This window comes from Nocardia grenadensis NBRC 108939 (assembly GCF_001613445.1).
In the GTDB taxonomy this organism is placed as follows: Bacteria; Actinomycetota; Actinomycetes; order Mycobacteriales; family Mycobacteriaceae; genus Nocardia; species Nocardia grenadensis.
Map to the genome: position 1 here is coordinate 153,867 of NZ_BDCJ01000004.1, position 19,449 is coordinate 173,315.

At 68.9% G+C, this 19,449-nt stretch carries 16 protein-coding genes and 1 pseudogene; 8 read left to right on the forward strand and 9 right to left on the reverse strand.

Annotation, left to right across the window (positions count from 1 at the left end; genetic code table 11):
* The first annotated feature begins 386 nt into the window (after nt 1–386).
* On the forward strand, nt 387–1,235 hold the full coding sequence (locus NGR01S_RS05700) for an LLM class F420-dependent oxidoreductase (RefSeq protein ID WP_063035118.1): 849 nt from the start codon (nt 387–389) through the stop codon (nt 1,233–1,235).
* A 244-nt stretch (nt 1,236–1,479) separates the two neighbouring features.
* Here the strand turns inward: NGR01S_RS05700 and NGR01S_RS05705 are convergent, their stop codons facing one another.
* A complete protein-coding gene (locus NGR01S_RS05705; protein ID WP_063035119.1) occupies nt 1,480–2,352 on the reverse strand; it encodes a TIGR03619 family F420-dependent LLM class oxidoreductase in 873 nt (290 codons plus the stop codon).
* Between the two features lie 56 nt (nt 2,353–2,408).
* Between NGR01S_RS05705 and NGR01S_RS05710 the strand changes: the two genes are divergently transcribed.
* Nucleotides 2,409–3,083 (forward strand): EthD domain-containing protein, encoded by a 675-nt coding sequence (locus tag NGR01S_RS05710; protein ID WP_063035120.1) that lies wholly within the window; start codon nt 2,409–2,411, stop codon nt 3,081–3,083.
* Between the two features lie 202 nt (nt 3,084–3,285).
* Here NGR01S_RS05710 and NGR01S_RS05715 read toward each other — a convergent pair.
* Nucleotides 3,286–4,010 (reverse strand): annotated as a pseudogene (locus NGR01S_RS05715) (hypothetical protein).
* A gap of 71 nt (nt 4,011–4,081) precedes the next feature.
* Entirely contained in the window at nt 4,082–4,903 is an 822-nt protein-coding gene (locus NGR01S_RS05720) for an SDR family oxidoreductase (protein WP_245664448.1), read from the reverse strand.
* A 94-nt stretch (nt 4,904–4,997) separates the two neighbouring features.
* Between NGR01S_RS05720 and NGR01S_RS05725 the strand changes: the two genes are divergently transcribed.
* Both NGR01S_RS05725 and NGR01S_RS05730 read left to right on the forward strand, forming a co-directional pair.
* Complete coding sequence (locus tag NGR01S_RS05725; RefSeq protein ID WP_245664449.1) at nt 4,998–5,627, forward strand: TetR/AcrR family transcriptional regulator; 630 nt, start codon at nt 4,998–5,000, stop codon at nt 5,625–5,627.
* 154 nt (nt 5,628–5,781) lie between these two features.
* The gene (locus NGR01S_RS05730) at nt 5,782–7,353 is read left to right on the forward strand and encodes an alpha/beta fold hydrolase (protein ID WP_063035121.1); all 1,572 of its coding nucleotides are present in this window, start codon (nt 5,782–5,784) and stop codon (nt 7,351–7,353) included.
* A gap of 57 nt (nt 7,354–7,410) precedes the next feature.
* Here NGR01S_RS05730 and NGR01S_RS05735 read toward each other — a convergent pair whose 3' ends face one another.
* Genes NGR01S_RS05735 through NGR01S_RS05760 form a run of 6 tightly spaced genes read right to left on the reverse strand, consistent with a single transcriptional unit; the run spans nt 7,411 to nt 14,142 of the window.
* On the reverse strand, nt 7,411–8,586 hold the full coding sequence (locus tag NGR01S_RS05735; protein WP_063035122.1) for a fumarylacetoacetate hydrolase family protein: 1,176 nt from the start codon (nt 8,584–8,586) through the stop codon (nt 7,411–7,413).
* Complete coding sequence (locus NGR01S_RS05740) at nt 8,583–9,707, reverse strand: type 2 periplasmic-binding domain-containing protein (RefSeq protein ID WP_063035123.1); 1,125 nt, start codon at nt 9,705–9,707, stop codon at nt 8,583–8,585. Before NGR01S_RS05740 ends, NGR01S_RS05735 begins: the two co-directional genes overlap by 4 nt.
* The gene (locus NGR01S_RS05745) at nt 9,704–11,092 is read right to left on the reverse strand and encodes an aldehyde dehydrogenase (NADP(+)) (protein WP_063035124.1); all 1,389 of its coding nucleotides are present in this window, start codon (nt 11,090–11,092) and stop codon (nt 9,704–9,706) included. Before NGR01S_RS05745 ends, NGR01S_RS05740 begins: the two co-directional genes overlap by 4 nt.
* Nucleotides 11,089–11,556, reverse strand: coding sequence for a MaoC family dehydratase (locus tag NGR01S_RS05750; protein ID WP_063035125.1), 468 nt, complete (start codon nt 11,554–11,556; stop codon nt 11,089–11,091). Before NGR01S_RS05750 ends, NGR01S_RS05745 begins: the two co-directional genes overlap by 4 nt.
* On the reverse strand, nt 11,553–12,902 hold the full coding sequence (locus tag NGR01S_RS05755) for an MFS transporter (RefSeq protein WP_063035126.1): 1,350 nt from the start codon (nt 12,900–12,902) through the stop codon (nt 11,553–11,555). Before NGR01S_RS05755 ends, NGR01S_RS05750 begins: the two co-directional genes overlap by 4 nt.
* Nucleotides 12,903–12,927: 25 nt before the next feature.
* Nucleotides 12,928–14,142 carry a CaiB/BaiF CoA transferase family protein gene (locus tag NGR01S_RS05760; RefSeq protein WP_063035127.1) on the reverse strand — a complete coding sequence of 405 codons (1,215 nt, stop codon included), beginning with the start codon at nt 14,140–14,142 and terminating at the stop codon, nt 12,928–12,930.
* A gap of 208 nt (nt 14,143–14,350) precedes the next feature.
* Here NGR01S_RS05760 and NGR01S_RS05765 point away from each other — a divergent pair, with 208 nt between their 5' ends.
* The 4 genes from NGR01S_RS05765 (at nt 14,351) to NGR01S_RS05790 (ending at nt 19,449) form a co-directional block, all read left to right on the forward strand.
* On the forward strand, nt 14,351–15,400 hold the full coding sequence (locus NGR01S_RS05765; protein WP_218020737.1) for a LacI family DNA-binding transcriptional regulator: 1,050 nt from the start codon (nt 14,351–14,353) through the stop codon (nt 15,398–15,400).
* 224 nt (nt 15,401–15,624) lie between these two features.
* Nucleotides 15,625–16,758 (forward strand): peptidogalycan biosysnthesis protein, encoded by a 1,134-nt coding sequence (locus tag NGR01S_RS05770; protein ID WP_169811871.1) that lies wholly within the window; start codon nt 15,625–15,627, stop codon nt 16,756–16,758.
* Between the two features lie 15 nt (nt 16,759–16,773).
* Nucleotides 16,774–17,670 (forward strand): pyridoxamine 5'-phosphate oxidase family protein, encoded by an 897-nt coding sequence (locus NGR01S_RS31905; RefSeq protein ID WP_218020738.1) that lies wholly within the window; start codon nt 16,774–16,776, stop codon nt 17,668–17,670.
* 396 nt (nt 17,671–18,066) lie between these two features.
* Entirely contained in the window at nt 18,067–19,449 is a 1,383-nt protein-coding gene (locus NGR01S_RS05790; RefSeq protein ID WP_063035130.1) for an NAD-dependent succinate-semialdehyde dehydrogenase, read from the forward strand.

Below are 19,449 nucleotides of genomic sequence, written 5' to 3' on the forward strand. Positions count from 1 at the left end.
CACGCCGATCATCGCCCGGCCGGCCGGATCGGTCTGCTCGCCGCCGTGCCCGGACCGCGGTCGCCTCGACGAAGACGGCCGCGGTCCGGGCACGGCTTGGACCCCCTGGCGCACCCCGAGCTATACGCTCGTCGAGCGCCTCCGCTCGGCCGGCGGGACCGGCACTTCGGAGCCGCGGTAGTACCCTGCACGGATACCGGAGTACGCCGGGCACCGGCGGCAACAGCCGAGCGTGGCGCGCGGGCTACGACTCACCTACCTCGGTGAATGCCTCGATGTGCGTGGCCGACCGGCGGCGCACGCGTCCTGGTCTCGTCCTCGACTCGCCGCGCCGAGCACCGCGATTCCCTTGACCTGGAGTGCACTCCAACTTCTAGCCTGTGCTCATGCGATTCGCGTTCAAGACCTCACCGCAGGACACCACCTGGGCCGATATGCTGGCCGTCTGGCGGGCCGCCGACGATATCGACATCTACGAATCCGGATGGACCTTCGATCACTTCTATCCGATCTTCTCCGATTCCACCGGGCCGTGCCTGGAGGGCTGGACCACGCTGACCGCACTGGCCCAGGCCACCCAACGCCTGCGGCTCGGCACCATGGTGACCGGTGTGCACTACCGGCATCCCGCGGTGCTGGCCAATATGGCCGCCTCGCTCGACATCATCTCCGGTGGTCGTCTCGAACTCGGGATCGGCGCCGGCTGGAACGAGGAGGAGTCCGGCGCCTACGGCATCCCGCTCGGCACCGTCACCGAGCGCATGGACCGGTTCGAGGAGGCCTGCCAGGTACTCATCGGGTTGCTGAGCCGGGAGACCACCGATTTCGACGGCAAGTTCTATCAGCTGACCGGCGCCCGCAACGAACCCAAGGGTCCACAGCGCCCGCATCCGCCGATCTGTATCGGCGGCAACGGTGAGAAGCGCACACTCCGGATCACCGCCCGCTACGCCCAGCACTGGAATTTCGTCAACGGCACCACCGCGGAATTCGCGCGCAAACGCGATGTCCTGGCGGCGCACTGCGCCGATATCGGCCGCGATCCGAAGGAGATCCTGCTCTCGGCGCAGCGACGGCTCGACCCCGAACTCGGTTACGGAGAGTTGATCGACTGGGCGGCCGCGATGGGGGCCGAAGGGCTGGATCTTGCGATCATCTACCTGCCGCCGCCGCACGATCCGGCAGTCCTGGAACCGCTGGCCGAGGCCATCCGGGATTCCGGGCTCACGTCGTGAACCGGCGCCGGACGGCTCGTCCCCGCATCTACTGAACAGCTGTGCGCCGAAGGGGGCGAGTCCGCGGCGGAGCGAAGGCCGCGAGGCCCGTAGGTCCGGTCGAAGAGCGCGCACGGGAGTCCGGCGATGGCCGACGCCGTCGAGCGGTCGAGCACCGAGCGGCCGATCGACGATCCGGAGCCGGCACGGCATCGGATCGTCGCGGCCGGCGTTCGGACCCCCGCACGGCCCGGGGCGGACCCGCTCAAGCCGTACGGGCGATGACGCGCTCGGCGAACCGGGACAGATTCGCGATCTTGGTGTCCAGGCTCTCGGTGTCCTGCTCACGCGTGTAGGGGTTGCGGAAACCGACGATCACATCGGTGACGCCCTTGTCCTCGAGACGCTTTACGCCGTCCACAGTGAAACCGTCCAGCGAGATGACGTGCACCTCGAAATCGTCGCGAGTTCCGTGTTCCATGCGCAGCGCACCGAGTTCGGCGAGCAGCCGGTCCAATTCGGCCGGATCGCCGCCGGCGTGCATCCAGCCGTCACCGAGCCGGGCGGCCCGGCGCAGCGCGGGACGGCTGTGCCCGCCGATGAGCAACGGAATCGGTTCGGTGGGCACCGGCGCGATCTTGATCGGCGGCAGGTCGTAGAACTCGCCGTGGAATTCGAAATATCCACCGGCGGTGAGACCGCGGACGATCTCGAGACATTCGTCCATCCGCTTACCGCGCTTGTCGAACGGCACATCGAAGATCTCGAAATCGTCGGGCCACGGACTGATCCCGACCCCCAGTCCCAGCCGGTTGCCGCTCAGCGCCGCCACCGACGCCGCCTGCTTGGCCACCAGCACCGGTGGCCGGATCGGCAGTTTCAGGACGAACGGGGTGAACCGCAGGGTGGTGGTGGCCGCGGCCAGGGCAGCGGCGAGCACGAAGGTCTCGACGAAGGGCTTGTCCTCCAGGAATTCCCGGCTGCCGTCCGGTGTGTAGGGATAGGTGGCGTCGGAATCGCGCGGATAGGCGATGCTGTCGGCCAGCACCATCGAGGTGTACCCGGCCGCCTCGGCGGCCTGCGCCAAGGGGATGTAGTAGGACGGGTCGGTCATGGTCTCGGCGTAGGTGAACCGCATATTCGGCCTTTCTGCTGATCGGTCGAGTGAAGTAGAACACGTGCTAGTTTTTCGCGATGGCAAAGCTGATCATCGCGTTGCACGGCACCGGCCTCGCTGCCCGGCTCGCCGCGCCGGAACTCCGGAACGTCCTGGCCGCCACGGGGGCGACCGCCGTCGCACTGAACATCGACGACGCCGATGTGGCACCCGCGATGATGCGCTTCGGCCCCGCCGCGCGGATCACCGCGCTGGTGTCGGTGTGGACCGAGGGCGACCCCGCCGCCGCTCTCGACGCGGTGGCCGCGGCGGCAGAGGAACCCGCACCGCACGCCTACCGGGTACGCGAGCACGTCCGCCTGGACCCGCTGCCGGTACCCGACGGCATCCGCAGCGACGCTCTGGCCAATATCGCGCTGCTCCGCCGGCCCGAGTCGATGCCCCGGGCGGAATACCTGCGCTACTGGCTGGTCCACCACACCCCGATCGCGATCCGCACCCAGAACACCGTGGCCTATATCCAGAACGCCGTCGAGGGAGCGCTCACCCCGTCGGCACCGGATATCGCGGCCGTTGTCGAGGAACATTTCCCCATGGCCGCGATGACCGACCCGCATACGTTCTACGGCAGCGGTGGAGACAAAGCCGAACTCGACCGCCGAGTCACCGAACTGATGGCCAGCGTGGCACGCTTCGGCGCGGACACCGGCCTGGACCTGGTGCCCACCAGCCGCTACCACTGGAACCTCTGAGCACACGACTCCGCGGCGGCCGCCGACGCTGTCCGGGTTCGCTCACCGGACCCGCGACCGTGCCCGGTAATCGTCGATACTCGAACCCTCCCGCGCTTCGACGGACCGGCCGGACCAGGATCACCTACGCAGCCCGGAGGGAACCGGTGACCTCGCGCCGCCGGTACGTGTCCGGGCACGGTACCCGGGGCGTCCCGGCGGTTCAGCGGATCGTGCCCGCCCCCGCGATGAGCGGTAGATCGAGGGGCGTGGCCCAGCCGGGCGGCAGTTCGTTGACGGCCGGGACGGCATTGAGGGCTCGCATACCGGTGGCCAGGCAGCCCGCGATCGCCGGGGTGCGGCCCGAACCGTCGGTGAAACGGAACGAGGTCTCCTGCGAAGGTCCGGATGTTCGAGCAGGGCGGTGAATTCCGGTGGTTTGCCGATACCCATCTCGAATTCGTAGTCGCCCTCGTAATCGGTGTAGTCCAGCAACTCCGAGGGCCGCACCGACCGCACCTCACCGCACAGACCCATGAGGGTCATCGGGAAGAGGTCGTTGGCGAACCCCGGATCGATACCTGTGGTGAAACAGGAGGCCCCGCCCGCCAGGCAGGCCTCGGTGATCGGATCCCGCCAGGCGCGCGGGGTCTTGTCCATCGCCGGCCACACCCACGGCGTCATCGCGGTGGAACACACGTCGATACCGGCACGCAGAAAGGCTTCGATCACACGGATGTTCTCGTCGGCGAACTGGGCGGTAGGCCCGTAGTGGACCACCGCGTCGGGTCGCAGCGCGATCAACTCGTCGATCGAATCCGTCGCCACCGTCCCGGTTTCCGGAGCGCCGCACAGGTCGCCGGCGTCGAGGCCGACCTTCGCCGGGTTGCTCACGCCGACCCCGGCCAGTTCGAATCGCGGATGGCGCAGGATCTCGGCCAGCACCATCGATCCGACGGTGCCGGTCCCCCACAGCACGATCCGCTTCTTTTCTTCGGTCACGGTGGCTCCTCACCCGGTCAACGATGGAATTCGCCGCAGTCCACGGTCAGCATCTGCCCGGTGACCGCGCTGGCCAGATCGCTGGCGAGGAAGAGTGTCGCGCGAGCGACCTCTTCCGGCGCGGCGAGACGCAACAGGTCCGTGGGCGCGGCCTTTTCGCGGTAGATGTCGTCATGGGTCACGCCGGCCCGGGTGGCCAGCCAGTCGAAGTACGCCTTGTTGATGTCCTCGTACACATACGACGGTGCGACGCTGTTGACCCTGATGCCGCGCGGGCCCAGTTCCGTCGCGAGCGACGAGGCGAGATGTGCCAGTGCGCCTTTCGAGAGTTTGTACCCGGAGTACTCGGGTTGCGAACTGTAGGACACGCATGAGTTGAGCATGATGATCGAGCCGCGGGTGGCCGCGAGCGCATCCGCGAACAGCGCCGACAGACGCAAAGGCGCGAAGACGTTCGTCTCGTTGGCGGTGCGCAGCGCGTCGAGATCGATCCCGGTGATCGGGTCCATGGGCGGTATGGCGAAGGCATTGTTGATCAGGCAGTCGACCCGCCCGAATTCGGCCTGTACCCGCTCGGCCAGAGCGGCCCGCTGCGTCTCGTCGGTGATATCGGCCGGAACCGGCAGCACCGTCGTTCCGTCGGCCCGGATCTTTCCGGCCAGCCGCTCGAGCTTGCGTTCGGTTCGGCTCACCAGCACGAGGTGGGCACCCATGGCGGCGGCCTCCACGGCGAGCGCGGTGCCCAGACCGGGACCGACGCCGGAGATCACGACGACTCGGCCCTGCAGCAGGGGTACCGGCCGATAGGCCCGATCGGCGATGGCGGGGTCAGCGGACACGCCTGCTCCTCCCAGACACAGTGGTTACACCGTGTAACGACTTTGTTATGACAGACTGTAACGACTCCCGCTCCCGTGAACAAGGATCGATTCTGTGACCGCACGCCATCGTCTGGGCCCGCACCGCGACCCCGCCGTGGACCGGGCGGTACTCGAGGCCGCCCGCGATCTGCTGGTCGAGCGCGGTTACACCGCGACATCCATCGACGCGATCGCCACCCGCGCGGGCGTCAGCCGACCGGCGATCTACCGGCGCTGGCCGTCCAAGGCCCACCTGATCGCCAAGGCGGTGTTCCCGGATGTCGGCACGGCGGAGGTCGCCCCCGACCTGGCGACCGAGGTGCGCAAGATGATCCGCGGGACGATCCGGCTGTTCGGTTCGGCCGAAGCCCGGGCGGCCATGCCCGGCCTCATGTCCGATATGCGCGCGGACCCGAACCTGTACGAGAAACTCTCGGCTCGGCTGGATACGCCCACCAGGCAGGAACTGTCGGAGTATTTGGCGGCGGGCCGCAGCGCCACCGGCCCCGTACCGGATGCGAACACCCTGCTGGACACCATCGCGGGCGCGGCCCTGTTCGCCATGTGTATCCGCGATATCGATGATCTCGACGGTTTCGCGGCGTCGTTGGAAGACCTACTACTACATGGCATCGCCGGACGACGCGACGAAGCCGACCGATCCGGCGAGCACGGTGACACAGCGGGCCGAGGGGGTCCGTGACGGCCGGCCGTCACCCCGCCCGACAGCGCCGCGCAGGCCGACACACCCGCTGCCCCGGGACACCGTCCGGCACGGAACTCGCCGGTGTGACACGGAATTCGCCGGTGTGACAGGATCGTTCGGTTCGTGACGCCGTACCGAGAAGGGCCCTGGAGTGGATCTGCGTTTCGGAGCCGACACAGCGTACCGGGTCCGGCGCGCCGTACTGGCGGTCGCGGTCGGCGCCGGAGTCCTCGGTACGCCGGCACCGGCCGTGGCCGACGATGGTATCGACCCCTATCTCGACCGCCTCGCCGAATCGGCGGACACCCCGTCGCTGCAATGGTCCGACTGCCAGGACGGGTTCCAGTGCGCGACAGCCCGGGTACCGCTGGATTACAACCGGCCGCGGGACGCACCGATCGAGTTGGCGGTCGTCAAACTGCCCGCCACCGACCCGGACCACCGCGTCGGCACCCTGTTCGTGCACTTCGGCGGGCCCGGGGCGTCGGGAGTCGACCGGCTGCGCGAACGAGCCCGGTGGCCCTGGCTGTTCTCCGAGGAACTACGGGCCCGATTCGACGTGGTCTCATGGGACAGCCGCGCGGTGTCGCGAAGCGCCCCGGTGCACTGTTTTCCCACCGAGGACGAGCAAACGGCCTTCCTCGCCGCCATGCCGGCGATGCCGGCCGTCCCGGCCGAGGAGCCGCCGTTCTACGACTGGTCCGCCCGATTCGCCGAGCGCTGCGCGCAGCAGGCGGGCCCGATCCTGAACCACGCGTCGACCGCCGACACCGCACGCGATCTCGACCTGTTGCGTCGCGCGGTCGGCGACCCGCTGCTCACCTATCACGGCATCTCCTACGGCACCCAGGTCGGCGCCGTGTACGCGAATATGTTCCCCGGCCGGGTGCGGGCCATGGTGTTCGACGGCTCGCTCGACTTCGAGGGCAATGTCAACGGTCACGACGGACAGGGCACCAAGGTGCCGCTGGACACTCGGCAGAACGTGGCCGACGCCATCTCCGCCACCTTCGACGCTTTCCTGCGCCAGTGTTCGGAGGCCGGCCCCCGCTGCGCGTTCTCCGCGGGCGACCCGAAACTGAAGTGGATCGCACTCATCGAGCGGGCCCGGCTCGCCCCCATCGAGCTGGACGGCCGCACGTGGACGTATTCGACGATCGTCAACGCGGCCGCCGGCCTGTCGCAGCCGTCCACCTTCCCCGACCTCGCCGCACTGCTCCAGCGGTTGTTCGACGCGGGCACCGCCCTTCCGGGCCTGCTGCCGGCCGGTGGGTCGTCCATGGGCAACCGCACCGAGGCCTACCACGCGATCCAGTGCACCGACAGCACCGTGCCGACCGATACCGCGATCTACAGTCGCGCCGCGATATCGGAGGACCAGCGGGTGCCGTACTTCGGGCGGGTCGCGGTATTCAGCAGTATCACCTGCGCGTTCTGGCAGGGTCACGCCGCCGACCGGTACACCGGACCGTGGAACCGGCACACCGCCGCCCCGATCCTGGTACTCAACAACAGGTTCGACCCGGCCACACCGCTGGCCGGCGCCTACGACGGCGCCGCGCAACTGGCCCGCGCCGGGGTCGTGGTCACCGAGGGGGTGGGCCACAGCAGTATGTACGTGCCCAGCACCTGCACCGAGCAGGTCAAACGGGAGTATCTGTTCACCGGCGACCTCCCACCCGAGGACGCCCGCTGCGCAGCCGACGGGTCGCCGTTCGACTAGGGCTGTCGTGGCACCACCACCGCCGATGCCGCACCCGGCGCCGACGGTCCCGCCGTACTACAGCAGTCCCCGGGCGGCCAGGCTGCGGAACAGGTCGGCGGTGCCGAACTGCCACGGTTCGCAGTCGTCGCTGGTACGGACCCGGTTGATCAGGCTGCCCAGGGCCGGAGTGCTGATGGCGACCAGATCGTCGAGATGATGGGTGAATCCGAGTCCCGGTTCGGCACGGTCCTGGACGGGGGCGAACATGGTGCCGAGGAAGAGGACCACGCCGTCCGGGTACTGGTGGTGGCGGCCCATGAGCTGATGGATGAGGTCCTGCGGGTCGCGGCTGATCTCGGCCATGGACGATTCGGCGCGCAGCGTGAATCCGTCGGTGCCCCGCACTCGCAGCGTCACCGTCAGCTTACGCACCGCGTCGAGATCGAATGTCTCGTCGAACAACCGGACGAACGGCCCGACGGCGGCGGAGGCGTTGTTGTCCTTCGCCGCGGTGAGCAACAGCGCCGACCGGCCCTCGAAATCGCGCAGGTTGACGTCGTTGCCGAGGCAGGCGCCGACGGCCCGGCCGGCGGACGAGATGAGCAGCACCACTTCGGGTTCCGGGTTGTTCCAGGTGGACCGCGGATGGACACCGATATCGGTGGCGGCGCCGACACCGGCCATCGGCGCGGATTTGGTGAAGATCTCGGCGTCGGGGCCCAGTCCGACCTCGAGGTACTGACTCCACCAGCCCTCGGCGACCAGTAGCTCCTTGAGCCGGGCGGTTTCGGCGGAGCCAGGGGTCAGCGCGGACAGGTCGGTACCGACGTGTTCGGTGATCTGCTCGCGCACCCGGTCGGCCAGGGTGGCGTCACCGCGGCAGCGTTCCTCGATGACGCGTTCCATCAGGGAGACCACGAAGGTGACGCCCGCGGCTTTGATCGGTTGCAGGTCGATCGGGCAGAGCAGCCTCGGGGTCTGCGGACGCCGTGATTCCGGCGGAGTGTGGGCGACGATCTCGGCGAGCGATCCCAGGTCCGGGCCGTCACAGTCGCGGACGAACGCGGCGGGGTCGTCGTATTCGGCCAGATCGCGCACGGTGGCGACCCGTGCCGTGATGTCGATCAGACGGCCGTCGCGCACCGTTACCACGCTGGGGCCGTCAGTACCCAGCACCCGGCCGACGAGAACGGCGCGGTCGTGGTCGGCGGGAAGCAGGGTGTCGGCGGCCGGTGGCCAGGCGATGCTCACGATGCGGTCCTCGAGGTTGGGGCCGGCCCGAGGCTGCGCTCGAAACTCTCGTTCACCTCGCGGGTGAGCCGGCCGATGTCGCGGTGGTCGAACAGGCAGGCCCGCACCGCCGCGGCGCCCGCGTCCTGGAAGGCGATGGCGCCCGCGTGCCGGGGCCGCACCCAGGCGTCCTCGATGGTTGCCCGGGTCGCCCGGTAGAAGTCGTGGCTACCGCTATTGACGGCGGTGTCGTCCCAGGCCGCGGCGAGCCCCGGCTGTCCTTCTTGGGCGGGGACGAACCGGCGCTGGGCGTCGGCGGACATGAGCCAGCGCACGTGGTCGAGCAGGGCGTCGTCCGGGGTACAGCGGCTGCTGAACGCGATCCCGGTGCCGCCCAAAACCGATCCGCGCCGCCCGGCCCGGCCGCGCGGGGCGTTCCCGAACAGCAGTGGGCGCGGGCGACGGGTGTAGTTCACGTAGCCGTAGACGTGCGGGCAGAAGTCCGGCCCGTCGCCGGCCGCCATCCGCTCCAGCAGGGCGATGGGGTTGTCGTTGCCCGGGCCGGGCCGGGCCGGGACGAAATGCCGCAGCGTATCGATCGCCTCGCCGAATCGGTTCTCGTCGAGGAAGATGTCGCCGGTTCCGGGAGATGCGCCGTGGGCCACCGCGATGCCGCACAGGGTGAGGAACAGATGCGGCCCGGAAGTGGGGACCGCGACCGCCACCTGCCCGGCCAATTCCACGGCGTCCTGCCAGGTGTCGGGCACCGGAATACCGCCGTCCCGGCGCACGCAGACCTGGGTGGCGGCGTCCAGCGGCACCGCCCACAGCCGGCCCGCCATCTCGTAGGACCGCAGCGACGGCCCGACGCTCGCGACTCGCCAGGCGGCCAGTTCGGCGGGGGTGAAAAGCCCGTCGAGCGGTTGCAGCGCGCCGGTCTCGATCGCCTCGCCGACGTGCGGATGATCCAGGACCACCAAGTCGTAGCATTGCGCGGTCTCCGCGATGGGCGCCGATTCGAACCCCTCGAGCGGCTGGATGTCCCAGCGGATCGCGCACGCCGGAGCGTCCGGGTGCCCGGCGGCGGCCCGCAGCGCGCGATAGCCGCGCGGATGATCCCAGGTGAGGCCCGCCCAGGTCATCGGCGCAAGTCCTCGGGCAGGGTGGCGGCGGGCAGGTTCTGGTAGGCCACCGGCCGGGCGAACCGCAGCGCGGCCGCGGTGCCGACCGAGGTCGAGACGGGCGCGGTGGTGGCGGGCCAGGGGCCGCCGTGCTGCTGGGCGTCGCTCACCGTCACCCCGGTGGGCCACTGGTTCCAGATGATGCGGCCCGCGCGTTCGGCGAGCAGATCGATGGCGTCGGCGGCCTGCTCGTCGGATTCCTCGGCACCCTGGACGGTCGCGGTGAGAGTACCCGCGACGAGTTCCAATACCGCCAAGGCTTGGGCCGCGTCCGCGTATTCGACGAGCACTGCGGCCGGGCCGAAGATCTCGGTGGTGACGAGCGCCGGATCGGCCAGTACGGCGGGTGCGGTGGTGGTGAGGATCTCGGCACTCGGCGCGTCGGGCGTGGCCGGTCCGGTGCGGGCGGTCTCGACCGCCGGATGCCGCGCCACCGCCGCGAGCGCCGCGCCGAATCCGTCGGCGATCCGCGGGTTCAGCATGGGGCCCACGGCGGGCAGGGTCAGCCGTTCGAGGAAACCGTCCAGGTCCGGGACCAGCACGACGCCGGGTTTGGTGCAGAACTGTCCGGAGCCGAGGGTGGCGGACCCGGCGAATCCGGTGACGATCTCGTCGGCGCGGGCGGCCCACCCGGCGCGGGTGACCAGGACCGGGTTGGTACTACCGAGTTCGCCGTAGAACGGGATGGGGTCCGGGCGCGAGACCGCCAGGTCGAACAGGGCACGCCCGCCGGCTTCGGAACCGGTGAATCCCACCGCGCGGATCCGCGGGTCCCGCACGGCCGTCGCGCCCGCCTCTTTGCCTTCGATCAGGCCGAAGAGTCCCTCGGGCGCCCCGGCGTCGCGCAGCCGGTCGGTGACCAGCCGGGCCGTCATCCGGGACAGTTCCGGATGCCCCTCGTGCGCCTTGACCACGACCGGGCAGCCCGCCGCGAGCGCGCTCACGGTATCGCCGCCGGCGACGGAGAAGGCGAACGGGAAGTTGCTGGCCGCGAAGACCAGCACCGGGCCGATCGGCACGTATCCGCGCCGGATATCGGGGCGGGCGCCCATGGGCCAGTCCGGATCGGCCGGATCCACCCGCGTCTCGAACAGCCTGCCCTGTTCGAGACGGTCGGCGAAGAGACGGGCCTGGAACGCGGTGCGTACCAGCTCGTTGCGCAGTCGCGGCAGCGGCAGCGCGGTCTCCCGATGGGCGCGGTCGGCGAGGGTCTCGGCTTCGGCGTCGAGGCCCGCGGCAATCGCGTGCAACCAGGCCGCGCGCTCGGTGACCGAGGCGCGCCGGGCCGGGCGGCGGGCCAGATGCGCGGCGGCGAGGACGTTCTCGAGCTTTACGGTGTCGGTCATGCGGTCGGCTCCTCGGTGTGCGGCATACGGTCGACGGCGAGTACGTGTTTGCAGACGAGCACCGTCTCACCGCGCTGGTTGACACCGGTGTACTGCTTGGTGACCAGGCCGATCCGCGGGTTGCGGTGTTCGGCGAGGTCGACGACCTCGGCGGTCGCCCGCACGGTGTCGCCGGGGAGGACAGGGCGGGGGAAACGGATCCGGTCGTAGCCGTAGGCGACGGCGCGGCCGTTGTATTCGACGGTGAGCCCGACGACCACGCCGAAGGTGAGCACGCCGTGGGCGATCACGCTGCCGAACTTCGGCTCGGCGTAACCGGGATCGGTATGGGCCGGGTGATGGTCACCGGTGAGATCGGCGAACCGGGCGATATCGGCCGTTTCGATGATTCGGGTCCCCCCGATCGCTGTTTCGCCGAGTGTGTACTCCTCGAAGTACCGGTCCCGGAATTCGGGGGCGGTCATACCTTCGCTCCTTCGAACACCGCGTCGCTCGGGCGGTCGGTCACATGGTTGAAGTGGTCATCGCTGCTCTGGTCGGCATCGCTGCGGTAGCGCTTCGACAGGTAGACGGAGATGAACGCGACGGTCGCCATGAACACCATCCACACCGCCACCGGCCACCAGTGCCCGAAACCGGCGAACATGGCGGTGGCGATCAGCGGGGTGGTGCCACCCAGCAGGGCGCCGCTCACCTCACGGGCGAAAGCCACACCCGAATAGCGCATGGCCGGCGGGAACATCTCGGCCAGGAACGCGGCCTGGGCCGCATAGCAGGTGGCCACCGCGCCGACGAAGCACACGACCAGCGCGAGGATGATCAGCGCGGGGGCGCGGGTGTCGATGAGGGCGAACATCGGGAACGCCCAGACAATGCCGAAGGCGGCACCGAACAGGAACAGTCGGCGCCGGCCGAACCGGTCCCCTATCCGGCCGAAGACCGGCATGAACACCGCGCCCGCCACCAGCACCACCGCATTGATACCGAGGCCGGCCATGGCCGCCAGACCGATATCGTTGGTGAGGTAGCTCAGCGCCCAGACCTGCGGGATATAAGAGAACCCGGAGAGCATGAAGTTCGAGCCGAGACTCAGCGCCAGGCGCCCCTTGGCCGTGCGGAACAGTTCCAGCAGCGGGATCTTGGTCTCGTCGGTCTTGGCCTGTTCGAAGCTCTCGGTCTCGGTGACGCGGCGCCGGATGTACAGGCTGATCACCAGCATGACCAGGCTCATCAGGAACGGGATCCGCCAGCCCCACTGATCGAAGCTGTCCCCGGTCAGCCACAGCACGACCTGGAAAGTGCCCAGGCCCAGCGCCGAACCGAGCCAGACGCCCCCGCCCGACCACGAGGCATAGAACCCGCGGTGACCGCGCGGCGCCGCCTCCGACGACAGCACGACCGCGCCGGCGTATTCCGCGCCGGCTCCGAGCCCCTGCACGATTCGCAGCAGGACCAGCAGGATCGGGGCGGCGATGCCGATCGAGTGATAACTCGGCAGCAGGCCGATGAGGGCGGTCGAGACGCCCATGATGCCGAGCGTGACGATCATGACCGGTTTACGGCCGATCTTGTCGCCGAGATGCCCGAACACCACGCCGCCGAACGGACGGGCGAAATAGCCCACCGCGAAGGTGGCGAACGAGGCCAGTAGACCGGTGGTGGGGCTGGCGTCGACGAAGAAATAGGAGTTGAAGACCAGGGCCGCGGCCGCGCCGTAGAGCGCGAAGTCGTACCACTCGACGAGGCTGCCGACCGCGGAGGCCGCGGCCGCGCGGCGCGCCTGCTGAACCGGTGGGGCGGTTGTAGTCATGGAGAGATCTTTCGGGGATGCGGGGTCAGGAGATCCGGGAGACGGCCGGAGACCGGTAGCAATGGACGGTGCCGGCGGATTCGAGCTCGTCGATCCGCTCGGCGCTCACGCCGAGTTCCAGCAGAACTTCCTGGGTGTGCTGGCCGTTGAGCGGCGCCGGCCGGTAGACCTTCTGGGTCTGGTTGCTCAGCCGGAACGCGAAACCGGGGGTCACCACGGTGCCCTCGGTGGGGTGGTCGTATTCGACGAAGGATCGGTTGTGGCGGACCTGCGGGTCCGCCTGTAGCTGGGTGTAGTCGTACACCGGACCCACCCACACGCCGGCGCGGCCGAGCGCGTCCAGCCAGTGCGCGGTGGTGTTCGCCGCGAGGTTCTCGGTGACGAGCGCGGAGATCTCGTCGCGATGGGTGAATCCGTCCCGTTCGGCGTCGTAGCGCCGGAACCGGTCGTCACCGAACACCTCGGCCAGGGCGTCCATCTCCGCGAAGGAGAGCGCGATATGACCGTCCGAGGTGGGGAAGACGCCGTACGGCGCCCGGATGTAGGAATGCGCGTGGATCTGGTCGCTGGGCTCCTGCGCGACCCCACCGACGGTGGCCACGCTGATCTCCTGCATCTGGGCCGCGATGAGCGAATCGAGCATATTGATCTCGACGAGCTGGCCCTCGCCGGTGCGTTCCCGATGGAACAGTGCCGCCAGCGCGCCTTCGAAGGCCGAGTAGGCGGTGATGGCGTCCGCCAGGAAGAACGGTGCCGGGCGCGGTGCCTCGCCGGTGCGCCGTGCACTCGCCAGCCCGCCGCTCATCGCCTGGAGCAGGACATCCTGCCCGGGCCGGTCGGCATAGGGGCCGGTCGCGCCGTAACCCGACATGGAGACATAGACCAGGTCCGGTTTGATCGCCCGCAGGGTCTCGTAGTCCACACCGAGCCGGCCCGCCACGCCCGGGCGGTAGTTCTGCAAGAAGACATCCGCGCCGCGCACCAGCTCGTAGAGCAGTTCGCGTCCTTTCGGGTCCTTCAGGTTCATCGATAGCGAACGCTTATTGCGGTTGAGCGAGAGGAACGAGGCATTGACTTCGTTGCCCCGGGCGCCGCCGGCCGATACGTGCCGCTGCCATTCGCCACCCACCGGCTCGACCTTGATCACATCGGCTCCGAGATCGGCCAGTTTCTGCGCAGCGAACGGTCCGGCCATGGCGATCGACAGATCCAGTACCCGGATACCGTCCAGCACATTCATCCTGCTTCTCCCTGCCTCGGGACCACTGTACGGGTGGTCACATGGTGTTCTGCGCCACGAATGTTAGCGGTAACGTTAGCGGTAACGCAAGGCTTCGAATAGCCGACGAGCCGCACGGCTACGGTTCGGTGAATGCGCTGTACCCGAGCGGACACACCCGGCCGGGTATGCTCCGCACACGGCGAGAGACAGGGTTTCGGGAGGTGGCGTGGCCGGAGTGGAACGGCGCCGGCGCGTACGCGCCAAATCGTCCACCAAATCGGTCACCATGCAGGATGTCGGCCGCGCCGCCGGTGTCTCCGCGCAGACCGTCTCGCGGGCATTGAGTTTCCCGGACCAGGTCTCCGAGGAGACGCGGCACCGGGTCGAGCGCGCCATCGCCGACACCGGCTACCTGCCGAACCTGGCCGCGAGCAGCCTGGCCTCCAACCGCAGCCGCACCATTGCCGCGATCCTGCCGGTCATCTCCACATCGATCTTCTCCGACACCCTGCGCGCCGCCGCCACCCGGCTCACCCCCGCCGGCTACCAGTTGATCGTCGGCTACACCGACTATCACCCCGAACGCGAAGAAGACCTGGTGCGCGGATTCATCCAGCGCCGACCGGACGGTTTCTTCATCGTCGGCACACTGCACACCCCGGAAACGTTGCGACTCCTACGGAGTTACGGCGCACCCGTCGTGGAGACCTGGGACTGGATCGACGATCCCATGGACACCCTCGTCGGCTTCTCCAACGAATCCGCCACCGGCGACCTGGTGCGTCATCTCGTCGCCCGTGGCCACCACAAGCTGGTCTTCGCGGGCACGATCGGCTCCGGTGACGCCCGGGCGCTGCGCCGTCGCGACGGGTTCGCCCACGCCGTCGGCGAACTCCTCCCCGGCGAGCCGGTCCGGATCGTCGAACTCCCCGACCGCGATATCTCCATGGACACCGGCGTCGCCCTGCTCGACACCACACTCGAACGCTTCCCGGAAGCGACCGCCGTCATGTTCGCCACCGACGTCTTCGCCGTCGCCGCCGTACTCGCCGCGCAGCGCCGCGGTATCGCGGTCCCGGATCGACTGGCCATCACCGGATTCGGCGATTTCGAGATGTCCCGCCATCTCAATCCGGCACTCACCACGGTCAGCGTGGATATCGACGCCATAGGCACCCGGGCCGCGGATCTATTGCTGGCCCGGCTCGCCGGCACCACCGTCGAGTCCGCCACGGTGGATGTCGGGTACCGGATCGTCGCCCGCGAGAGCGCCTGAGCGATCGCGCGGTGCCGGGCCCGCGTCGGCCACCACACCACAGCCGGAAACCGAACGCCCGATGGGACTCACCTGCCGGTGCGCTGCGCACCGGCTGCCGGGAGATTGCCGGAATCGGCCCACCTCCCCATGCCGCCTCCCCACCCGTGGAAAGAGACCGATGCGTCGGACGAATAACGCAGGCTATGGTCGTCGGGTACTGTCTCGCTTCGAGGGAATGCTTCATGCTCGCAACGGCCGTCGAGGCTGTCCGATCGGTTGCCGCGACCGAGTGGGACGGTCTGGTGGCGCCGGGTGATCTCTTCTGTGGTCACGCCTGGCTGCGCCATCTGGACGAGGCCGTGGCCCCGCATTCGGCGGTGCTCGTCCGCCGAGCGGGTGTACTCGCCGCGGCGCTGCCGCTGTGGGACGCGAGCCACGAGGAGGGCACCCTGTTCCGGCTGCCGGAGCTCTTCCCGCATGTTCCCGAACTCGGCCGAGCCGACCTGCTGTGGGCGGGCGCACGCCGTGCGGTCCGTAACGGTGTGCTGTCCGAAACCGGTCCGACGCGCAGTGCCACACTGCGATATCTGCTGGCCGCGTCGGTGGACCATGCCCGCGAGTGTCGCCGGGACGGCGTGATAATCCCCTATCTCCCGGTGCGGACAGCGCGGGAACTGGCCGCGGCCCACCCGCACGCCTCGCTACTGCTGCACTCGGCGGAGGCCACCGTCCATATCCCGCAGGATCCGGCCAGCGATCCGCGGCCGCCGACGACCGGCCACAACCGTAAACGGCGGCGCCGGGAACTGCGCGATTTCGCCGCGACCGGGCACACGCTCGAATGGACCGGCCTCACCGCCGAGGTCGCCGACCGGGTGGCGCCGCTGATCGCGAACACCCGGGCCAAACACGGCAGCACCGGCGGAGTCGCCTGGATGCGCCGGATATTCGACGCCCAGCGCCGAGCCGGTCTCGACGCGGCCGCCGCGACACTGCTGTGCCGGCGCGAAGATGCGCTGGTGGCCGCCGCCGTCTGCTATCGCCACGGCAACAGCCTGCACGGCCGCTACTTCGGCGCCGACGAATCGGCGGGCCGCGCGGGGGCGGCCTATTTCGTGACCACCTGCCACGCCCCCGTCGTCTACGCCCGGGCGCACGGCCTGCACCGGGTACACCTGTCGACGTCGGCGCTGGAGGCGAAGGTACGCCGGGGCGCCACTGTCGAACCGCTCGCGGCCGTCGTCCTCCTGGACCGGGACCGCTTGCACCCGCACACCGTCGAGGCGCACAACCGCAAATTCGCGGCCGGCCACCGCGACAGGTTCAGTGACTATGCCGCACTCCTCGACCCCCGATGGCTCGACTTCATCGACTGACCGGACAGGACAACGATGCTGCACCTCGTCTACCGATTCGCCCCCACTCCCAAGGCTCGGGCCGACCTCACCGCCTTCTGGCGCTGGATCGCCGACCGCCAGCTCTGGTTCTACGACGGGCTGGACATGGTCCTGGATACGACCTGGCACACCGTCACCATCGGCGATCACGTGCACTGCCTCGAACACAAGGTCACCTTCGCCGACGAAGCGGCCTGGGGCCGCTACCGCCGGGAAGTGCACCGGCGGGCCACAGATCCGGAGTGGGAGCGGCGCCGGACCGGCCAGGACGAGTGGTACGACATCATCGATTCCAGGATCCTGTCGGATCCGCCGATCCCCGTCCCGCTCCCGGGCCGCGACACAGCCCGATCCACCGCTGCCGATGAAGTTTTCCGCTCCGCGTCCGAGCGCAGCCGGTACCTGCTCGACCGGGCACGGTTCTGCACACTCGCCACCGAGGGGCCGGACGGGCCGTGGGCCGCCACGGTGAATTTCGTGGCGCGGCACCGGCCGCTACAGCTGGTCTGGTATTCGCTGCGTGAGGCCGAGCATTCCGTGAACCTCACCGCGCGGCCGCGGGTTTCGGGAACGATGTTCGTCACCGGACTGTCGGGTGCCGAGGCACCCGCCGGGATCCCGATCGACGGCGCCCAGTTCGTCGGCAGCTGCCGGGAGGTCGGCGCCGCGGAGCTACCGGAGTTCTACGAGTACTACTACGTGACGAACTTTCCCGATGCCGGCGAGCGCGCCCGGTGGGCGCTGCCCATCGATACGTTCCGGGGTGACGGCCCGCGCCGCTTCTACCGGCTCGAGATCGAACGCTGGTGGCTCTACGATGCCCAGCGCTGGACGGTCGACAAACACGACCGGCGTTTCGAAGTCGGTCTGTCCGAGATCACCGCGCCCTAGGCGCAGCACGCGGGGCGCGAATCTCCGCGCTCCGCTCGCTGCCACGGCTACGCGGTCGCCGGTGCCTCCACCTGCGCAGAGAAAGCGCAGCCGGAAAACCGAGGGACGGAATCGTGGGGATTTCTACATTCTTCCGCGGTGTCGGATCGACTGCCGGGGCCGAGCTCACCGATATGGCCGACATATCGACCGTAGCCGGGGTGCCGTACCGAGATCGCGGCCGTTCCGGAGGCGATGACAATGGCGGCCGGTCCGGTGACGCCGAGGGCGCGTATCCGGCCGACCGCACCCGGTAAGCGCTCCTGAACAGATATCGACGGTGCAGGTCACGTATCGGATATATATAACGAATTCGACCGGACTGTCGCCTCGGGCGCGGATCCGTAGCATCGTGACATGAGTACTTATGTGACGACGAACCCGACCACAGGTACTACCGAAAAAGAATTCCCGGGTCTGCCCGACGACCAGATTTCCGTCGTCGCCGAACGAGCGGCCGAGGGATTCGAGGAATGGCGCCGCACCCCGGTGGCCGAACGAGCCCGGGCGCTGGCGCGCACCGCGGATCTCTACGAGGAACGCGCGACCGAGCTGGCCGCGGCCATTACGAAGGAAATGGGTAAACCGGCGCGGGAGGCGGCCGAGGAGGTACAACTCGCCGCCGATATCTACCGCTGGTACGCCGAGCACGGTCCCGACCTGCTGACCACCGAGCAGCTCGACCCCCAGGGCGCCGAGGAATCGGTCATCCAGACCTTGCCGATCGGGCCGCTCGTCGGCGTGATGCCGTGGAACTACCCCTACTATCAGGTGGCGCGCTTCGCCGCGCCGAACCTGCTGCTGGGTAATTCGATCATCCTGAAGCACGCCTCGATCTGCGCGGCCTCGTCGAAACTCATGGCCGATGTGCTGCACGACGCGTCGGTCCCGGAGAACGCGTATATCAATGTGTACGCGAGTTCGGGGCAGATCGCCGAACTGCTGGCGCATCCGGCGATCCGCGGGGTGTCGTTGACCGGTAGTGAGCGAGCAGGCGCCGCGGTCGCGACCGAGGCAGCGAAGAATCTGAAGAAATCGGTACTCGAACTCGGCGGTTCCGATCCATTCATTCTGCTCGACACCGAAGATATGGCCGAAACGGTCCGCGTCGCCGCCCGGGCACGCCTGTCCAATGCCGGTCAGGCGTGCAATTCGCCGAAGCGCTTCATCATCCTGGACGATCTCTACGACGACTTCGTCGACGGGCTGGTGGCCGAGTTCGAACGCGCGGTCGTCGGCGATCCAACAGACCCGGAGACCCAGGTGGGGCCATTGTCGTCGGTCACCGCCCGCGATACCGTCGCGGACCAGATCGGCACCGCCGTGCAGCAGGGCGCGAGCCTGCACACCGGCGGCAAGCCGTTGGACGGCGACGGCGCGTTCCTCACACCCGCCGTCCTCACCGGTATCACCCCGGAGATGAACGCGTACTCGGAAGAGGTCTTCGGCCCCGCCGCGATGGTCTACCGGGTGTCCTCGGTCGACGAAGCGGTACGCCTGGCCAACGATGTGGAATTCGGCCTGAGCGGGTCGGTGTGGAGCACCGATACCGCACGAGCCGCCGAAGTCGCCGATCGGCTCGAGGTCGGGATGGCATACATCAACGAACACGGGACGACACTGCCCGGGCTGCCGTTCGGCGGCGTGCACCGGTCCGGTTACGGTCGTGAGCTGGGGCGCTGGGGAATGGGCGAGTTCGTCAACGCGAAGCTCCGGCGCATCTCGGCCCACCCCCACTAG